The sequence below is a fragment of the Leptolyngbya sp. 7M genome, assembly GCF_018128485.1.
On record NZ_CP070897.1, the window covers coordinates 4,650,669 to 4,667,685 of the forward strand.

Here is a 17,017-nt window from a genome sequence, read left to right on the forward strand (position 1 = left end):
AGCCGTTCCTGACAAAGCTGCCGAAAATGATCGCCCCGCTGTTCGAAGTTAGCGTATTGGTCGAAGGTGCTAGAGGCGATCGCGTCCGGGCTGCCGGTTGTTATTCCAAATCAGGCTCCGTTTACCGAATTTCTGCTGCCAGATCAGGCGGTTTGGGTTGATCCCTTGTCGGTGGATGCGCTTGCAGACGCGATGCTGGCAGTGCTAAAACCGAATGCTATTCCTAATCCACCAGATCAAATCTGCGCCTCGTTTTCGTGGCAAACTTCTGCCAAAATGCATTTAGACCATTATTCTAAACTCCTGAGCCATGCCTGAGATACGCTTTCGGATTCGCTGGTGTGATGGCACCGAAGATACCTGCTATTCACCATCCCTGATTGTCAAACAATACTTTACGCCTAACCAAACCTATGATCTGGATGACTTTGTTGACCGCTCTCGCACCGCCCTACAGATTGCCAGCGACCGGGTGAAGGCTAAGTATGGCTATCCCTGTGGTCTGGCCTTGGGCCAACTTGAGGAGATCGAAGCCAAAGCTCAGCAGTATTGCCATTTGCCCGATCCGCAGGTGGAGTTTCTACAGTTTATTGAGTGACTCGGGTAACTTTGTTAATATTGATTCCAGCGGTAGGATGAAATGCTATAAGGTTTGAGTCTTATGACGCTATGAGTGGATTTAATCTAGAGTCCCCTGGCGATGGCTAAAGGCCGGTCGGAGACCATCGATAGCGGTTTATAAATGACTTGGTGTAGATCCAAATGCCCAAATGGAAACTTTCTACGGAGTTCACCTTTGATGCCGCCCACTTCATCCGAGACTATGACGGTCCCTGTGGGCGGATGCATGGACATACCTACAAAGTTAGGATTGAGGCGTTCTCCAGTCAACTTCATGCTTCCGAATACTGCCCTCACCCCGTCATGGTGGTTGACTTCCGCACACTCCGTTGGGCAAAGCAAGATCTGCTTAAAGGAGGTCTTGACCATTCGGTTCTAAATGAAGTTCTGCCCGAAGGTTACGAAACCACTGCCGAGATGATTGCTCAATATATCTACGACAAGACGAAAAAGCAATTGCCCTCTGATGTGAAGCTGAAGGTCGCTGTGTCTGAAACTCCCAATTCTTGGGCTGAATATGAGGACGACTAGGAGCGATACATGCTTCGCACACACAATGTGAACCTTATGACAAGCCTGATCCCCACTACCGTAACCTCTAAAGCAACCTCGGCAGTCCTGCCAGTGGTGGAAACCTTCCACTCGGTTCAGGGCGAGGGAGTCTGGACAGGTACAAATGCCTTTTTTATTCGACTAGCAGGATGTGATGTGGGTTGTCCTTGGTGTGATACCAAACATTCCTGGAATGCTCGTCGCCATCCTCAACGCCTCACTGCTGACCTGATTGCAGAAGCGAAAGCGGTCAATCCGGCGATCGTCGTCATTACGGGTGGTGAACCTCTGATGTATGACCTCTTCTCCCTCAGTAATGGTTTGCGAGCCGCAGGTCTTCGAGTGCATCTAGAGACCTCTGGAGCACACCCCTTCAGTGGTAACTTCGACTGGGTTACATTTTCCCCTAAGCGGTCTAAGCCACCTCACAACAGTATTTATCCACAGGTAAGTGAACTGAAGGTTGTGGTTACTAACCCGTCTGATCTGTCATGGGCAGAAGATCACGCTGCCCAAATTCCAACCGATGTGGTCAAACTTCTACAACCGGAATGGGGCACACCTGATAGTTACTCGCTCATCTTTGAGTATGTTCTCAGTCACCCGGAGTGGCGAATCAGCTTACAAACCCATAAATTCACCAACATTCGATAAGGAGTGAACTGATGAATACCCCCAAAGCAGTTGTTTTATTGTCTGGTGGTCTAGATTCGGCAACCTCTGCAGCTCAGGCGATCGCCGATGGCTATGAATTAATTGCCCTGTCGCTCCACTATGGTCAACGGCACGATCGTGAACTGATTGCCGCTAAACGGGTAGCTGAGCATTTGGGGATCAAGGAACACTTTGTGGTCGATGTGAAATGCCCCTGCGATTGGGTTCTATCAGCGAATTGGAGCACAAGTTTTACAAGATGCCCGTATCTGCCGTGTGACTGGAGCGGCGTTGCCATTGTTAGCTGAGGATGGATCAGCTGGGTTGTCATGGAATCTGCGTCCAATTACGGCGAATGACATCGAGGATGTTTTTGCGCTAGTGAGAGCGAATATTGAATATGATGGCAATTTGCATCTATTTGTAGGCAGCCCAGAGGCGTTGGCCGAGCATTTGCTGCAGCATTCCTACGCTGAAGTGGTAATTGCCGAGCAGCATCAGCAAGCGGTTGGTCTGGCGCTATTTTGCACCAACTACTCCACCTTTTTGACCAAGCCAGGATTGTTTATTGAAGACTTATTTGTGCGGCCAGAGTATCGCGGTCAGGGCGTTGGTCGTTCGCTATTGGCCTACTTGGCCCAGCGGGTGCTCAACCGCAACTACGGCAGATTAGAATGGTGCGTTCGGATCTGGAATCAGCGAGCGATTGAGTTCTACCAACGACAGGGAGCCATGATTTTACCCGACTGGCGCGTCTGTCAGCTCTATCGGGATGCTATCGAGCAGTTAGCAGCCTGAAGGGTTGATGGAGCTAGGATCCAGGAATTTCTGCATTTTTGGAAAAATTTTTCCTTCCTAGCAGCAGGTTGATTTAGGCTAGAGGGTGGCTATGCCGACACTACGGTTGGAGGAATATCTATGGCAACGATTTGGGTAAACGAGCAGATTGATCCCTGCGGCATTATTCGGGCCTGCATTGCTTGCTGTGACGAAACTCAGGCCCAGGAATGTCATGATTCGTTTGAGTCGAACCTGACGCTAGAGCAAAAAGCGCAGGGCTGGGTGGCCCAAATCCGGACGGTGGAATCCTGGGATGAAGTGCCCGTGAATGCACTCAAGCTAGACTGAGAGTAAGTTTTGAGTTTTGAGTTTCAATGCTTGATTTCCTGTTCAGGCACGCTCGTCTATTTGCTCGACAACTCTGGCAGTTTTTGCAAAGGTTAGGGCAAAACCTTCTGGCGTTAATCATTGCTGTTTTGATGCCAATAGGCATTTGGCTCGGTTTACCTGCGCTATTTGGGCGCAGCACTGGCGCTGAAGTCAATGCAGAACTGTTTACAAACTTAATTGAGGTGGCGCTGCCGCTGGCAGAGTACGAAGAGATTCCCCAGCCTGATGCAGCCGAACGACGTGGCCCTATGGCAGAAGCACGACCCGATCTAAGCCACTGGATATTACGAATTGAGGCTCCAGTCAACTCTAGTGAGTCCGTACTGCTCCCTAATCAGCCTCTATCCCTGAACCGATTCAACCCATTTGATCAGCCTTACTCCACCACCTTCCCCGATGCAGCATTGCATTTGGTTCAGAAGCAGATAGAAGTGCGGCCCCTGTGGATGTATGCCTGAGCGGTGATTCACCAGGCGCTACCTAGAATCTGGCTGCTGCACAATTAGTGCCACGAGCTGTTTGATTACTCGCTCACCCTCCAGAGGCGAAACCTGTTTGCCGTAGAGAATTTCCTGAGCCAGCAAAAACGAGACTAATGATCCAGAAAAAATATGGGCTGCTGCTTCTGGGTCGGCGATCTTGAGTTCTGGATGAGCACGAAAATAGGCGCTGAGCATTTGGCGGCCTCGGTGAATCACGGTACGGCTATAGAGCTGAGCCAATTCTGGAAACCGCGCTGACTCGGCAATCAGCACCCGAAATAGATTCAGGTATTCTGGGCTGCCCAGCTTGTGCAGAAACACCGTTGCCAACTGGTGTAACAATACCTCCGGTTCGCCGTGCAAATCCTCCATCCCCAGTTCCCGCTGCAAGCGATGGATTGTCACCCGCTCAACTAGGGCAGTAAACAAGCCTTCCTTATCCTGGAAATGGCTATAGATCGTTTGTTTCGAGACACCGGCTGCCGCAGCCACCCGATCCATGCTGGTACCAGCATAGCCGTATCGGGCAGCAGCAATACCTGCACCGGATAGCGACCTTGCTGAAACCGCAGAATCGGGCCATCTACATGGGCGGTCGAAGTTAGTTCAATTCCAGGAGCACTGATCGACTGATGCAGTTGATTGCCTTCTAACCTCACCGAGAGCCGCGTCGGGTAACAGGCCGGATTGCGCCAGTCAGGATAGAGCGTCACCGATTCCCCCTGCCATTCGCCCACTAGCTGCTCTGGAGTCAGAGGTTGGATAGGAGGTTGGATAGGTGGCAGCGATTCAGCAATAGATGTGTCTTGCCGATGTTCCCGAATCAGAGTGATTTTGGCTAACTGACTGGCCTTGTCAAATAACTGCACGATCCGCAACCGCCGATCGCCATCGATAAAACCCAGCTCTGCACCAAACTCGGAAAACGGACCATACTGGATCGACCCCTGGGAAAAGGCGCCATTCTCGAAAACCAAAACACCCCGATTCAAGGAGCTGTATTCCAGTACCCGGTCATAGATCACCGCTCCGGTTGAGGAAAACTTTTGGATCGTTTGCCGCACGGTGCGGTTGTCGTTCAGTCCCGCGAGCGTCACCAAGCTGGGGCTGTCTGCTTCGATGGTTCCATCTGGAGAAATTTGCGTAAATGAGCCTTGCCACGCGCCCAGGTTTTGCAGCAGGTTGCTCCACTGGGATGATGCCCCCAAATCAGTCATGCCGGTTTCCTTACTACTCCCTTACTACTCCCTTACTACTCCCTTACTACTCTAGAGGCGCTGCAACAGCGACAGGCCATGCGTATCGGTACCGCAGGTGTGGAGCAGACTATAGCGGTCGCCCAAGCTGCCAACTGCCTCGGTTTCTTTGGGGCTGGGCCGCCAGGGAGATGGGTTATTGTAGGCGTAGTAGGTTTCAACCCCATCGATGCCCAGATCCACCGCAGCGGGAATCAGCTCCTGAGGCGAACGACGATAGCGGGCTGGATGGGCCAACACCGCCAACCCACCAGCCTGCTGAATCGCGCCAATCACCTGAGCCGCCTGGTAGCTTTTACCCGTGGGTGTGGTTCCCTGCAGGTAGGGCTGTATCGCCGCATGGTCCAGGTCAAAGGCATAGGCCAGGATATGCACCTCATCGGAGAGGAGACCAGCATTGATCTCAGTTCCGGTCCAGAGCTGCGGGATCACCCGCTCCGGCTGGGTTTGCTGCTGATCTGCCAGCCATTGCCGTGCCCTCAGGTAGCCGTTGACACTGTGGTGATCGGTAATCGCTAACCCTTGCAGACCAATTTCAACCGCTTGGTGGATTAACTGCTCTGGCTGTAACCTGCCATCGGAACAGACCGTATGCATGTGAAAGTTGAACGAGCGCGGACAACTCTCCACCGTAATGGTCTCGAATACAGATCGAAGTGCTGCTGCATCTGGAGCACCACAGGAAGCCCTACTGCCAGCTAGATTCACAGCCATACTGCTACCTTAACGGTTGTTCATATTTCGTCTTCTACTATAGCCGACCCGATCTGGAACCGGGGTATCTTACCCAACCGTCCTCGCAGGGCTTCCATCAACCAGCAGAGTATGGCCTGCACCTCAGTCGATCGAAAATGAATTTGTTTGGATCACTAGATTTGGGTGCGTTCGCGCAGCGTGGGCATAGCACAATCCCCTTTTCTGAGCTGCCCGCAGGGCTATAATCCCCCTAAACCCCAGCGGAGATGCACCTTCGGCCTAGAATAAGAGGGACTTCAAATCGTTGTTGGTTTGGTTCCTCTCTTTTATAAGCTACGGTTTTGTAAGCTACGGTGTACACACAAATCGAGTCGATTAGGCTTCTAGGCTTTTTGGCCCCCTACATCCCCCAATTCTGGGGGACTTCCGAACCTGATTCGGTTTGAATCATGGGAGGAAAAACTGGCTTAACGTTGACTCAAACTTCCCCAGAATAGGGAAATTATAGCCCTGCGAGCATCCCAGGAAAGGAACCAGTCATCGCTACTGTGCTCAGCGGGCGGCTCAGTTGCTGAATCGGGATTTGAAGGAGCTGCGGATCGTTACCTGTCATTTGGGCAATGGCTGCTCGTTGGCGGCGATTCGAGACGGCTACAGCATCAACACCACAATGGGTTTCACGCCACTAGATGGCCTGATGATGGGAAGTCGTTCCGGGGCTGTGGACCCCAGCATTTTGCTCTACCTGATCCGGGAGCAGGGGTATAGCGCCGAGCAGTTGGAAGCGATCCTGAATCAAGAATCGGGGTTGTTTGGGGTCTCCGGCGTTTCTAACGATCTGCGGCTAGTGATGCAGGCAATTGCCGATGGCGATGTTCGTGCCCAGCTTGCGCTTGATATGTACATTGAACGGCTAAAGCAATTCATTGGCGCGATGATTGCCAGCTTGGGTGGACTGGATGTGCTGATATTTACGGCTGGTGTCGGTGAAAATGCGCCCAATGTTCGAGCTGAAGCTTGTGCTGCGTTTGCCTATATGGGATTGCAGCTAGATCTCGATAGGAATAGCCGTCCTCGCGATCAGGTCATCTCTAGCGCCAATTCCAGCGTGATTGTGATGGTGATCCATACTCAGGAAGACTGGGCGATTGCTCGCGAATGCTGGCAAATAGCAATGGCTTAATCAAAAAGACTCGAATCGGGTCTGCTAGGGCATGAAATCAGCAAACAAAATCAGCCAAACTCCTCAGAACTTCCAGAAACTCAGCCGAACTTCCAGAAAGCAACCGTGGTCAATATCCTTACAGTGGTTGCATCCAAGTCAAGGATTCATCCAACTAACCAGTAACAACCGTGAAATCTAACTTCAATCTCAACCTAGCGTTTCTATTGGTTTTCTTCACCACCACTAGCTTTACGCTACTCTCCGGTGGGTGTTCGATTTGGCTTGCCACCAATGGCAATCTCTCTCAGCCTCAAACGCGCGTGTTTGAAACCTGTAATGCCACCTGGAACATGGGCATTGGCGCTATCTTTGGGCTGCTGGGCAGCAAAGCCACCGATCTCCTGCAATCGGATCAAGACTCCCAAGACTCCGAAGAGGAATAATGATTAAGTTTTGAGTTTTGAGTTTTGTAGCTTGCCTCTGCGGAGCCAGTGTTTTGAGTTAATGAAAGGAAGGCACTTGAGGTGACGTTGCTCTTTGCCAATCTGTTTCAAGCTCAAATTCAAGCTCAAATCCATCACCCACCTCCTCTCAACACTCAAAACTAAGAACTGAAAACTAATCTATGGCCTCCCCCTCTATCGGCATTATTATGGGCAGCGACTCGGACCTGCCCACTATGCAAAAAGCCATCGCTGTTTGCGAAGAATTCGGTGTGTCCTATGAAGTAGCAATTGTCTCAGCTCACCGCACTCCCGAACGGATGGTGGACTATGCCCAAACTGCTCATCGGCGTGGCCTCAAAGTCATCATTGCTGGAGCGGGCGGTGCGGCCCATCTTCCTGGCATGGTGGCTTCTCTGACGCCCCTACCTGTGATCGGTGTGCCCGTTCCTAGCCGTCATCTTCAGGGTGTAGACTCCCTCTATTCGATTGTGCAGATGCCCGCTGGCATTCCAGTGGCCACTGTCGCGATTGGCAATGCCCAAAATGCTGGTCTGTTAGCCGTGCAGATGCTTGCTAGCCACCAACCAGAACTGTTAGAGAAGGTGCAGCAGTACCGGCGGAGGTTGCAGCAAATGGTAATGGACAAACAGACTAAACTCGATCAGCTCGGCTATCAGCAATATTTGCAAGGGATGGGTTGAATCCGTCACAAGCGCTTTGTTGGTCGGCGTTTGGGCAGCTTGGGTAGTCTTCGCCCAGAGCCTAATCGACGAAAGCGCTCCCCCAGTCTAAGGCGTTCGGCAGGTCGGCGCAGCACTTCAAAGGGAGCCAGCGGTGCTTCAGGTGCTTTATCTGGAGCGCTGGGCTTCACCTCTACCTTGTCTGAAGTAGATGTGATCGGAAGTACTGAGTTTGATTGGCGTGGCGAACTTACGCCCGAGGGCTTTCTCGATGGTCTTGATGAACTTCCAAAACCTATCTTTGCTCTTTGTCGCTCGCCCGAGGATGTTTCCAAAGAGATAGAGGTAGGCTATTCCCGCATTCTTCGTGATCCTCGGGTCAGCGTCCGTATCATCGACCGGTCGAACAGAGCAGTTGCCGTTCTTGACGGGGCGGTGCGAACGCCACATAGATTTCGGATACAGCGCAGAGTTAGTCTAGTGGAGCTGCTTGTATCCGCTGGCGGCTTGACCGATGCGGCAGGCGGCGAGATCCGTATCCAGCGACCCAGGGATCTTTCGTGCCGCGAACGGCGCGAAGCCACTAGCGACGGAGAATCACGTCCAAACGTCACAATTATAAAGATCACTGACCTTCTGAACGGCCTTCCGGAGGCGAATCCGATAATTGTAAGCGGAGATATAATAACGGTCCTGGAAGCATATCCGATCTATGTGATCGGTGGGGTTATGCGTCCGGGAAAGATAGACTCACGCTCTAAAGTAACCCTTTCGCGGGCGATATCAATGTCAGGGGGCTTCTCACGAAGCGCGGATAAAGAAAGCATAGCCATCATTAGAAAAGAGGGTGGAGCCGGTGAGATTTTAGAAGTATCTCTTGCGAAGATCGAAAATGGCGAAGTGGATGATCCTATACTGAAACCGTTTGATATTGTTGATGTTAGGGAAAAAGGGAAACCGCCGAAACGCCCGATCTCAGATCCGGAGCAGATCTCGCGCAGAGTAGGAACGGGAGTGTCGGAATACGCCCTCAAGATCATTGACTGAAATCTTTAATATTGAAGCCTTTGCCCAAAAGTGTTTCAATATTAGATTGGTTCGGTCTATTGGGAAAGAGTATGGCAATGAATCTGAGCCGCAGGAATGTGGCACTTCTTTGGTTTTTGGCTGCAGCGATCGTGATCGGAATCCTGGTCAAGTTAGAACAGATTGCGCTTTTGTATGTATTCGCGACTGTAGGTTTAGTAATATTGCTGCTTATCGTTGCGTTCTCGGATCTTGAGAATGTTGGAAAAGGCGGCGAAGGTGGCTTCGCATCAAAAAAAGAATAGTTCGGGAAGGCTCGCATCCTTTCAGATCTCGGCGGCTCTCGCTGGCTTTGCACTCATCTTGTGCTTGCTGGTGGGGAATTCGCTTGCGACGACCGTTGACGCTGGGCCGGATGTTGATCTCAGATGGCCCGCACGGCGTATCGTCATTTCATTATCATCGTCATTGCAAGAAACCTCACCGGCGATAATGCGCGGATCTAACGTTCGGACGGCGTTAGAGAGTGCCCTAAAAAGCTGGTCCTCTGCGGCAAACTTATCCTTCGAGATCATTGAAACTGACCAAACGAACGTCAGCCCAGCGGGATCGTCCGGTGATGGCGTGAACCTTATCACGATCGCCGGTTCGGCTGAAAACATCCTTTTTTTAAGTACGCACGGCCCCCGTGTCCCAGCCGCAACACGCATTTTCTACGACCGTCGCGGACGGATAACCGAAACAGACATCGTATTAAATCCCTCAGAGCTTTTTTCGACAAATGGTGCTTTCGGCACTTTTGATCTTGAAACGGTGCTTCTGCACGAAATAGGTCATCTTCTCGGTCTGGAACACTCAGACCTTCCATTTGCGAGTATGTACGATGGCATCGCTCGGAACGGTATTTTGGGTGGTCTGATGGCTTATGGGCGTGAGCTAAGCGACGTGGACGTCGCAATGGCCCGCACGAAGTACGGACCTCCTGATGGAGTTAATGATTGTTGCACGAGCCTAACAGCAAAGATTTTGACGGGCCAAAGACGTCCGGCCATTAATGAAAAGGTCTGGCTTGAAGAATCTCTTTCAGGGCGATTGGTGTCCGCCCTACAAACAGACCGCTCGGGCGTTGTTAGATTTGAAGCGCTGCTGAATAGAATGCCGAATTCCCAAGGTAGTCGTTTCCCGAAATAGAATAGCCTCGCAGGTAGATACCTGTACTGGATCGCAAATGACTGTCAGCAACACGCCAGGACGCGATTTTTTCATGCCGATGCTTTGGGTAAACACATCCAGTGCTCCTGCTGCCAATAAGGCTGCCATGACATAGCCAATTGCCTGAGGATTCAGATCATCGATTTGAGTTTCTAGAACTGCAACCATATCCAATCCAGCCTCTGGCGTTGCCGAAGCGGGAACTCTCTCGCTTACTGTGCCTGGATTAGCAGCAGGATGGGACAAGGATTGATGGTGATGGTTAGCGACTGCCTCAGCCTTGCTGTCTGTCTCGCCAATCCACAGCCGCAAAATATTGGGAATGGCAAGATTGGTTGAACCCGCGCCTAAACCAACCTGTTGTAGCAGCAGCGGTGGTGGTGCCCCAAACCCAGTGGCTAATGTGGTGACAATCGCAGCCCCTGTCGGTGTCACTAACTCTTTTTCAATTCCATTGCTGTAGATAGGAACTTGCCGCATCTCCCAAAGCTTGAGGACTGCGGGTGCCGGAACTGGAAGGCGACCATGAGCTGCCCAAACTGTGCCACCTCCAATCGGCAACGCTGAACAGTAGAGCTGTTCAATGCCCAGCCAGTCCAATCCTAGACAGGTGCCTACAATATCGACGATAGCGTCCGTAGCACCCACTTCATGGAAATGAACTTGTTCCGGAGGGATGCCATGAACGGCAGCCTCAGCCTCGGCTAAGCGACGAAAAACGGCCAAACTCCAGTCCGTGACCCGAACCGGCAGATGGGCTAAGCGGATTAGCTGTTCGATCTCAGGCAGATGACGAGAATGGGAGTGGGTTGCAATGGGTGATTCTTGATGGCTGTGGTCAGGATCGGAGTGGGCGTGGGCATGAGCAGCGGAGACAGCAGCCTGTAAATCGGTGGGTGAATCGACTGTATGCCCATTGGAGCTAGTCTGGGAGCACAAATGAACATAAACTTTGGTAGCCTGCTGACCGTTGCGATGGACCAACTGTGCCTGCAAGCCATATTCACGGTTCAGCCCCAATCGTTCTAGTTGCTCAGCTAGATAGGCAAGCGGTACTCCCGCATGAACCAGGGCACCCAGGCACATATCGCCCGAAACTCCAGTCGGACAGTCTAGGTAGGCTACTTTTGTCATAATTGCAGCGTCAGGTAATTGAAGCAGAGGGTAGCATGGCCGTCATTTATAAGCTCCATCCAGAATCTCCCCAAGCCCATCGTGTGGCCAAAATTCGAGAGGCCCTGCGGGAGGGAGCCGTGATTCTTTATCCCACAGACACAGTCTACGCGATTGGTTGCGATCTGAATGCAAAATCAGCTGTAGAGCGGGTTCGACACATTAAGCAAATGTCGAATGATAAGCCGTTGACGTTTCTGTGCTCCTCCTTATCTAATATTGCGGCCTATGCGCAGGTTAGCGATGCGGCCTATCGGTTGATCAAGCGGCTGATTCCCGGTCCCTACACGTTTTTGTTACCTGCTACCAAACTTGTGCCTCGGTTAGTGATGAGTCCAAAACGGAAAACAACCGGCATCCGCGTTCCCAATCACGCCATCTGCCAAGCCTTGCTGCAAGAGTTGGGTAATCCCATCATTTCTACATCGGCTCCCAGCGTTATTCATCTGGAGGATCAGCCGATTACGACAACAGAGTTATTCGACCGGCTGGATAAGGTTGTAGATGTGGTGATTGATGATGGTTCAATGGTGGGCTACCGTGTCTCCACAATCTTGGATTTAACCACAGACGAACCCGTGGTGATTCGCAAGGGCTTGGGTTGGGAAGCCGTGGCCGATCTAGAGCTAGCAGAAGTGCATGATGGCTAGCAAACCGAGAATTAACAGCTGAGGGCTAGCAAGTGACGGGTGAGAACCAGTTGAGAAACTGGCCGATTGGTAAACTCTTGCTCCTAAAGCGCGAGCCATTAACTGCGCCCCTAGACATATTCCTAGCGTAGGCAAATCGTTAGCGAGACGATACTCCAACAGACGCAACTCATCAGTTAGAAACGGATAGTTCTGCTCCTCGTAGGCTCCAATTGGACCTCCAAGAACTACCAGCAAATCTATGCCAGGGTCAATGCTTGTTATATCATCAGCCCCAGCTTCTACATACTTCACTGTGTAGTTTAGCTGATTCAATGCTTCAGCTAAAGTTCCCAGATCCTCAAAGGCAACATGCCGAATCACAGTGGCGTATTTCATGGTCATTTCTCTCACATCAATTCGTAATCTGCAAAAACTCGCTCAATGGCAGGATTCTCGAACACTCCAGCCGCTGCAAACATTTTCAACGTTGGGTTGGCAGCTTGCCGAACGACTTGAGCAATTTGATCAGGAACATAAACTTCTTCTAAAATTCCTTCCGAATCCTTCGCATTAAAGCCTAAGCGTCGCAGAATGCTATATTCAAGTTGGCGATCGGGTCCCAGGAATGCCCAGACCAGTTGAGGCAGTAATTGACCCATTTCCTCTTGCTCATAGGATGCAAGGCTTTGCCAAAGGACAGGGAACAAACCACGGAAATAAACACTGTGTAAGGCTTCGTCTGCTGCATGATCACCAATCACCGCACGGACAATCGGAGCAACTTGAGGATCGTGGGGAACATTGTTGAGGATCTTGGTCACCAGTGTTTCTGAGATGGTGACAAAGAATAATTTAATGAGATTGGGTGATAGCCGAGTTTGATGGTCAGCAATGATTTTCTCGATGATGCGATCGAATTGGGGGCGACCAATCACCGATCGGTTGAGTCCAAATGCTGCTTCCACTTGAGTCGAGAACAACTCTACGAAAAGAGCATGTCCGCCTTCATCACAATAAATACGCAGAGCATCATTGCGCTGGAGCGTGTTCAAAGAAATCGGTGCGCGTCCTTGAGCTAGACTGCTGCAAACAGGATTGACATGGCTCAATTCTAATAAGGTGGTGAATTGCAAATGGGCAAGGAGTCGATAAGCTAGAACCGTTACCCAACGAGTTGAATCTGAGGCAATGGCAGGATGAGCTGCTAACGGAACCAGATCGGGAGAAAAGGGTAATCCTTCAATGTCACCTTCCCGGAAGGGTTTACTCCGTATCCAACTGGATTCATTCCATCGGCTGAACGGGCTTTGGTAGGTTTCTTGAACGATGGGTGCAACTAGCTTGTTTACTGTCATCATGAGAAAGCTCCTTGACATTAAGGGCAACAACGCTAGCGGAAATCAATATTTACAATTTCCAACCAACTCCGTTTCACCTGTTACAAACGTTTATCTGCCTACATGCTATTGGCTCATTGGAGTGAGGTAATGATCCAATTTGAGATTTTTCGAGTGTACCAATTGCTGGAATATTCCCTCTTGTGCCATTTCTGACGAAAGAGAAGACTGAAAGCTTGGGGTGTCATTTTTATGGCAACTCAGTTGAAGAACAGCACAGAAAGTCATGGAATAGGCGAAGACTTTGACTTAAAACCTGATATGTGACGTAACCTTTGTGACGAAAAATGAAGATGACTGCGGCTAGATTAAAGAATTGCTTATCTCCCGCAGTCGCTCAGGTGTGGTATCAAAGTTCAGTTCAAGGTTGCATTTTTTTAGGTAGCCACAAGTATGTTTTGGCTGCTTGAGGAAAATTGGTATACAAAAAATATCTCAAATTGGCTCATTACATCGATCCATTTGCTTGGATAGGATGACAACTGCTGCACGGATTTGTCTGTCGTGTGTGAACCAAAGATATTGAATAGGTAAGCACTTGGCTAGTTGTTGATAGCATTGCCTGGAAGATGAAGAATTAGATGGATACCGATTAAATGTATGAGTTTGATAGATACGCCCTATTTAGTTTCAATTCAGGTAGGACTGCCCACGTGAAAGTTCTGTCATATTTTAGAAACACGACGGATTTTTCATAATTTTACCTGATCTAGCTTTAACGGAGAATGCCATGCAGTCTATGCTTCCAGGTGCACCCTGGCTATTGGCTCATCGGTCGATGCTGAAGCCCAACCAGCCTCGCAAATTTTCCCTCTACGGTATTGACTATGTGATCTGGGAGGATCAAGCGGGAGCGATTCATGCCCTACCGAATGCCTGTCCCCATATGGGAGCAATGCTGTCAGAAGGCTGGTGTGAGGTGCAACCAGACGGCAGCAGCACAGTTGTTTGTCCATTTCACGCGCTGCCATTCGATAACGCCGGATGTACTGTTCTACCCGACTCAAGCAAAAAAACATTACCTCTACTGCAGCCTCTAGAACTGATTGTTCAAGGAGATTTCATCTGGTCCTATGGAGGACATGAACCGAAGATTCCGATTCCCACAGTTCTGAACCAGATCGCAAACAAGTATTCCTTTATCGGCTATACAGCCGATTGCAGCGTTGCAACCGATCTATTGACCATGCTCTTGATTATGCATGACTATAATCATCAGAACGGTACCCATCGCGATCTATTTCGCATCACTGAAGTCAGGTTCCATCGCTTCATCGATGAAGGCCATCATTCCCATGCGTTCTACGATATGCCGACTGCACCGTACAGTTTGCTAGAAAAGCTGAGGAAGCCGGATCTATTTCTATTACCAAGCTTAATCAAGGCCCACCTGGAAAATTACTTCCCGTTTCTAGTAATACTGCACGGGGAAATGCCGATTGGTAGGGCAGTGCAATGTCATTTGTTTGTTCCCGAAGCGGAGAACCGCACCCGGACCTATATTCTGCTGTTTGGTCAAGCGAAACATCCTGCTTTCAATGTATTAGGCCGCAGCTATCTCAATTTCGGTAAGATTGTTGTCGATCAGGATACAGATATTCTCGGTAAACTTTATGCTGATACAGCTCAGAAAGTTAAACTTAACAACGAGGTTGGCATGGATTGGATACGGCGTAATTTTGCCAGTTTCCCAGAGGTTGTAGAGCCGAATCTTTCTAGATAAATCATACATAAGTAGGTGAGCATAATTAAACCAGATCCAAAACGCTGCGCCGCCCGCGCAGCGTTTTGGGTTTTATGTTTAATTATGCCGAGGTACTTAGTATGATAAATCGGTTGGGAAATTTATTTGGAAGGTTGGGAGAAGGTAGCGGCAGGGGTAGAGAATTTTTGCAGGAGGGTGACAGCTATTGAAAGCTGATTCCTTGGGTGGCGAGGCATCGCCGCCAACCACCCGCCCAAGAATGTTGCGGATATCCATTGACCTTTGAAGTTGACAAACCGAGAGAACGACTCCCGACAGGCAGGCATTTCATCCTGATTTCATTTTTTTGTGGGAATCTGAACCACAGACGTGAGAGGCATGCGCCGCTCAAATAGTTCTTGCTTCGTGTCTCCTACCGATTCCCCTACGATGAGATCAATTTCCCCATCTTCCCCCAGGACAGTGCATCGATTTTCTGGAGCCGTACTCAGCTTTATTCTGCTTGCCACACCTGTTGCGGTTGTTGCCCATGGTGGTCATGGCGATGAATTTCATAGTCATGATGCCCAATTTGCCGATAGCATTCAGGTGGATGCAGAAACCGCGCAGCGAATTGGATTAAAGGTAGAGCCAGTGATGCTGCGACGCCTAGCATTTGGCATCAAAGCGACAGGGCAAATTGAAGCCTTGCCAAGCCGTCGAGTAGAAGTGACCTATCCGGTGGGAGGCACGATTGTGCGGCTGTTTGTGCAGCCTGGTGATCGGGTTAAACAGGGCCAGCCAGTGGCCGTGATTACTAGCGCTGAATTAGCCGAACTGCGAGTTAACGCCCTCGATCGCCAAGCCGAGATGAGCGGTGAAGTGGAAAAAGCCAAGGCTGATTTGCTGTTAGCACAACAAAAACCATTCGCGAACTGGGAAACACGGCTCCAGGCTATGGTGGTTTGGGTGGGTTTAATAGCTATGGCATCACGCAACTGGAGTATGACCGCTGGCGGCAACTCAACGGTAAACCGATTCGGGATCTGGTTGAGATCGAAAACCAGGAAGTAAGGGCCATCTACCAAATGCACTGGCAGGATGGGGATTGCGGTCGCCACCTATCGCCTTTGGATGTCGCCTGTTTGGATAGTGCGGTTAGTTTTGGTGTCCCTCAGACCAAGCAACTATTGGCGAATTTACCGACTGACCCTACAGAGGCAGCCCTAGAGGTAGTGAGCCGGCGAGAGCTATTGCGGCGTAGTCAGCTCCGGCCTCCACTGACGCCTGGAAAACAGTTGGCGCTTCGAGACGGCTTGAGGCGGGATCGGATACTAGCTGATTTAGTGGCCGATCTGCCGACGCAGGTTATACCATCGCCTATGCCTGAGGCAGTTTCACCGCTTCCTACAGCCGCTCTTTCGGCAGAGCAAATTTATAGCAAAATCAAACCCGTGACGGTCGAAGTATGGAACAGCAGCCATCAGGGGATCGCTTCAACCGCAGCAGGGATCATCCTATCACCAGACGGCTTGATTCTGACCAACCATCATGTAGTGGAGCGGAATCCGTCTCCAAGCGTCAAGTTAGCTGATGGACGCCAGTTTCGAGGCACTGTGACTTCATTTGATCCGGAACTGGATCTGGCCCTGATTCAACTCAAGCGAGTCAACGGCCTACCCATAACGCCGTTTGCAACCAGTACAGCTCAGGTCAAAGTGGGGGATCGGGTTTATGCGATTGGTTCGCCACGGGGAGAGAGTTGGAAAATGAGCAGTTCCCAGGTAATTGAGTTAAACAGCACCTGTGCCAATGGTACGTCTCCGCTGCGCTGCATTCGCACACCAGACGGCTTTCTACAGCCCGGCAATAGTGGCGGTCCCCTGATCGATGGATCGGGTCAAGTAATTGGTGTGAATCGAGCGGTGCAGCAATCAACCGGCGAAGGCGTTAGTATTCCAATTGAAACCATTCAAGATTTTCTAGCCAAGCGCATGGGACCGCCCCATTTGATTGACCCACTGCCAAGGCGGTCACGACGCTGGTTTTAAGAAGCAACATTTTATCCTTTTGTTGTCATCGTACGTTTCTGATTTCATACCAGGAATATTTCTAATTTTGCTATAGCAATCATTCTCTTAGACTAAGTCGGATCATTAATCAATGCGGGT

24 protein-coding genes are annotated in these 17,017 nt (G+C 50.4%); 18 read left to right on the forward strand and 6 right to left on the reverse strand.

Features of this window, described 5'->3' with window-relative positions:
* Nucleotides 1-66 precede the first annotated feature (66 nt).
* The 8 genes from JVX88_RS23840 to JVX88_RS23875 all read left to right on the forward strand — a co-directional run bounded on the left by JVX88_RS23840 (nucleotide 67) and on the right by JVX88_RS23875 (nucleotide 3,455).
* Nucleotides 67-318 carry a hypothetical protein gene (locus tag JVX88_RS23840; RefSeq protein ID WP_211620861.1) on the forward strand — a complete coding sequence of 84 codons (252 nt, stop codon included), beginning with the start codon at nucleotides 67-69 and terminating at the stop codon, nucleotides 316-318.
* Complete coding sequence (locus tag JVX88_RS23845; RefSeq protein WP_211620863.1) at nucleotides 311-598, forward strand: MSMEG_0570 family nitrogen starvation response protein; 288 nt, start codon at nucleotides 311-313, stop codon at nucleotides 596-598. The genes JVX88_RS23840 and JVX88_RS23845 overlap by 8 nt, the downstream gene beginning before the upstream one ends.
* 164 nt (nucleotides 599-762) lie before the next feature.
* Nucleotides 763-1,152 carry a 6-pyruvoyl trahydropterin synthase family protein gene (locus JVX88_RS23850; protein WP_211620866.1) on the forward strand — a complete coding sequence of 130 codons (390 nt, stop codon included), beginning with the start codon at nucleotides 763-765 and terminating at the stop codon, nucleotides 1,150-1,152.
* Nucleotides 1,153-1,161: 9 nt separating this feature from the next.
* Nucleotides 1,162-1,827 carry a 7-carboxy-7-deazaguanine synthase QueE gene (locus JVX88_RS23855; protein ID WP_263975225.1) on the forward strand — a complete coding sequence of 222 codons (666 nt, stop codon included), beginning with the start codon at nucleotides 1,162-1,164 and terminating at the stop codon, nucleotides 1,825-1,827.
* An 11-nt stretch (nucleotides 1,828-1,838) separates the two neighbouring features.
* Nucleotides 1,839-2,135 (forward strand): 7-cyano-7-deazaguanine synthase, encoded by a 297-nt coding sequence (locus JVX88_RS23860; protein ID WP_317134419.1) that lies wholly within the window; start codon nucleotides 1,839-1,841, stop codon nucleotides 2,133-2,135.
* A 16-nt stretch (nucleotides 2,136-2,151) separates the two neighbouring features.
* Nucleotides 2,152-2,625: a GNAT family N-acetyltransferase gene (locus JVX88_RS23865; RefSeq protein WP_225931155.1), complete on the forward strand. Its 474-nt coding sequence runs from the start codon at nucleotides 2,152-2,154 to the stop codon at nucleotides 2,623-2,625.
* 120 nt (nucleotides 2,626-2,745) lie between these two features.
* Nucleotides 2,746-2,955: a hypothetical protein gene (locus tag JVX88_RS23870; protein WP_036001577.1), complete on the forward strand. Its 210-nt coding sequence runs from the start codon at nucleotides 2,746-2,748 to the stop codon at nucleotides 2,953-2,955.
* A 26-nt stretch (nucleotides 2,956-2,981) separates the two neighbouring features.
* The gene (locus tag JVX88_RS23875) at nucleotides 2,982-3,455 is read left to right on the forward strand and encodes a hypothetical protein (RefSeq protein ID WP_211620869.1); all 474 of its coding nucleotides are present in this window, start codon (nucleotides 2,982-2,984) and stop codon (nucleotides 3,453-3,455) included.
* 18 nt (nucleotides 3,456-3,473) lie between these two features.
* Here JVX88_RS23875 and JVX88_RS23880 read toward each other — a convergent pair whose 3' ends face one another.
* The 3 genes from JVX88_RS23880 to JVX88_RS23890 are packed head-to-tail and all read right to left on the reverse strand — an operon-like array spanning nucleotide 3,474 to nucleotide 5,449.
* Complete coding sequence (locus JVX88_RS23880; protein ID WP_211620871.1) at nucleotides 3,474-3,980, reverse strand: TetR/AcrR family transcriptional regulator; 507 nt, start codon at nucleotides 3,978-3,980, stop codon at nucleotides 3,474-3,476.
* The gene (locus JVX88_RS23885; protein ID WP_211620875.1) at nucleotides 3,893-4,696 is read right to left on the reverse strand and encodes a DUF3598 family protein; all 804 of its coding nucleotides are present in this window, start codon (nucleotides 4,694-4,696) and stop codon (nucleotides 3,893-3,895) included. The genes JVX88_RS23880 and JVX88_RS23885 overlap by 88 nt, the downstream gene beginning before the upstream one ends.
* Nucleotides 4,697-4,747: 51 nt before the next feature.
* On the reverse strand, nucleotides 4,748-5,449 hold the full coding sequence (locus JVX88_RS23890) for a PHP domain-containing protein (RefSeq protein ID WP_211620877.1): 702 nt from the start codon (nucleotides 5,447-5,449) through the stop codon (nucleotides 4,748-4,750).
* Nucleotides 5,450-5,999: 550 nt separating this feature from the next.
* On the opposite strand from JVX88_RS23890, the gene JVX88_RS23895 reads away from it, so the two are divergent.
* The 6 genes from JVX88_RS23895 to JVX88_RS23920 all read left to right on the forward strand — a co-directional run bounded on the left by JVX88_RS23895 (nucleotide 6,000) and on the right by JVX88_RS23920 (nucleotide 9,939).
* Entirely contained in the window at nucleotides 6,000-6,614 is a 615-nt protein-coding gene (locus JVX88_RS23895) for an acetate/propionate family kinase (protein ID WP_211620879.1), read from the forward strand.
* Between the two features lie 170 nt (nucleotides 6,615-6,784).
* On the forward strand, nucleotides 6,785-7,039 hold the full coding sequence (locus JVX88_RS23900) for a hypothetical protein (RefSeq protein ID WP_211620882.1): 255 nt from the start codon (nucleotides 6,785-6,787) through the stop codon (nucleotides 7,037-7,039).
* 182 nt (nucleotides 7,040-7,221) lie between these two features.
* Nucleotides 7,222-7,743 (forward strand): 5-(carboxyamino)imidazole ribonucleotide mutase, encoded by a 522-nt coding sequence (purE, locus tag JVX88_RS23905; RefSeq protein ID WP_211620885.1) that lies wholly within the window; start codon nucleotides 7,222-7,224, stop codon nucleotides 7,741-7,743.
* 39 nt (nucleotides 7,744-7,782) lie between these two features.
* On the forward strand, nucleotides 7,783-8,769 hold the full coding sequence (locus tag JVX88_RS23910; protein ID WP_211620888.1) for a polysaccharide biosynthesis/export family protein: 987 nt from the start codon (nucleotides 7,783-7,785) through the stop codon (nucleotides 8,767-8,769).
* Between the two features lie 77 nt (nucleotides 8,770-8,846).
* The gene (locus JVX88_RS23915; protein WP_211620891.1) at nucleotides 8,847-9,053 is read left to right on the forward strand and encodes a hypothetical protein; all 207 of its coding nucleotides are present in this window, start codon (nucleotides 8,847-8,849) and stop codon (nucleotides 9,051-9,053) included.
* Complete coding sequence (locus tag JVX88_RS23920) at nucleotides 9,028-9,939, forward strand: matrixin family metalloprotease (protein WP_211620893.1); 912 nt, start codon at nucleotides 9,028-9,030, stop codon at nucleotides 9,937-9,939. Before JVX88_RS23915 ends, JVX88_RS23920 begins: the two co-directional genes overlap by 26 nt.
* On the opposite strand, the gene larC is transcribed toward JVX88_RS23920, so the two are convergent.
* Entirely contained in the window at nucleotides 9,853-11,094 is a 1,242-nt protein-coding gene (gene larC / locus JVX88_RS23925) for a nickel pincer cofactor biosynthesis protein LarC (protein ID WP_211620896.1), read from the reverse strand. The genes JVX88_RS23920 and larC overlap by 87 nt on opposite strands.
* Nucleotides 11,095-11,129: 35 nt before the next feature.
* Between larC and JVX88_RS23930 the strand changes: the two genes are divergently transcribed.
* The gene (locus JVX88_RS23930; protein WP_211620899.1) at nucleotides 11,130-11,783 is read left to right on the forward strand and encodes an L-threonylcarbamoyladenylate synthase; all 654 of its coding nucleotides are present in this window, start codon (nucleotides 11,130-11,132) and stop codon (nucleotides 11,781-11,783) included.
* On the opposite strand, the gene JVX88_RS23935 is transcribed toward JVX88_RS23930, so the two are convergent.
* Nucleotides 11,760-12,161 carry a glutamine amidotransferase-related protein gene (locus tag JVX88_RS23935; protein WP_211620903.1) on the reverse strand — a complete coding sequence of 134 codons (402 nt, stop codon included), beginning with the start codon at nucleotides 12,159-12,161 and terminating at the stop codon, nucleotides 11,760-11,762. The two genes, JVX88_RS23930 and JVX88_RS23935, sit on opposite strands and share 24 nt — an antisense overlap.
* A gap of 11 nt (nucleotides 12,162-12,172) precedes the next feature.
* On the reverse strand, nucleotides 12,173-13,123 hold the full coding sequence (locus tag JVX88_RS23940) for a diiron oxygenase (protein ID WP_211620906.1): 951 nt from the start codon (nucleotides 13,121-13,123) through the stop codon (nucleotides 12,173-12,175).
* A 769-nt stretch (nucleotides 13,124-13,892) separates the two neighbouring features.
* Here JVX88_RS23940 and JVX88_RS23945 point away from each other — a divergent pair.
* From JVX88_RS23945 to JVX88_RS23955, 3 genes are all read left to right on the forward strand, one after another.
* The gene (locus JVX88_RS23945; RefSeq protein ID WP_211620909.1) at nucleotides 13,893-14,885 is read left to right on the forward strand and encodes a Rieske 2Fe-2S domain-containing protein; all 993 of its coding nucleotides are present in this window, start codon (nucleotides 13,893-13,895) and stop codon (nucleotides 14,883-14,885) included.
* A 444-nt stretch (nucleotides 14,886-15,329) separates the two neighbouring features.
* Complete coding sequence (locus JVX88_RS23950) at nucleotides 15,330-15,920, forward strand: biotin/lipoyl-binding protein (RefSeq protein ID WP_211620912.1); 591 nt, start codon at nucleotides 15,330-15,332, stop codon at nucleotides 15,918-15,920.
* On the forward strand, nucleotides 15,812-16,897 hold the full coding sequence (locus JVX88_RS23955) for a trypsin-like peptidase domain-containing protein (RefSeq protein ID WP_211620914.1): 1,086 nt from the start codon (nucleotides 15,812-15,814) through the stop codon (nucleotides 16,895-16,897). Before JVX88_RS23950 ends, JVX88_RS23955 begins: the two co-directional genes overlap by 109 nt.
* Nucleotides 16,898-17,017 lie beyond the last annotated feature (120 nt).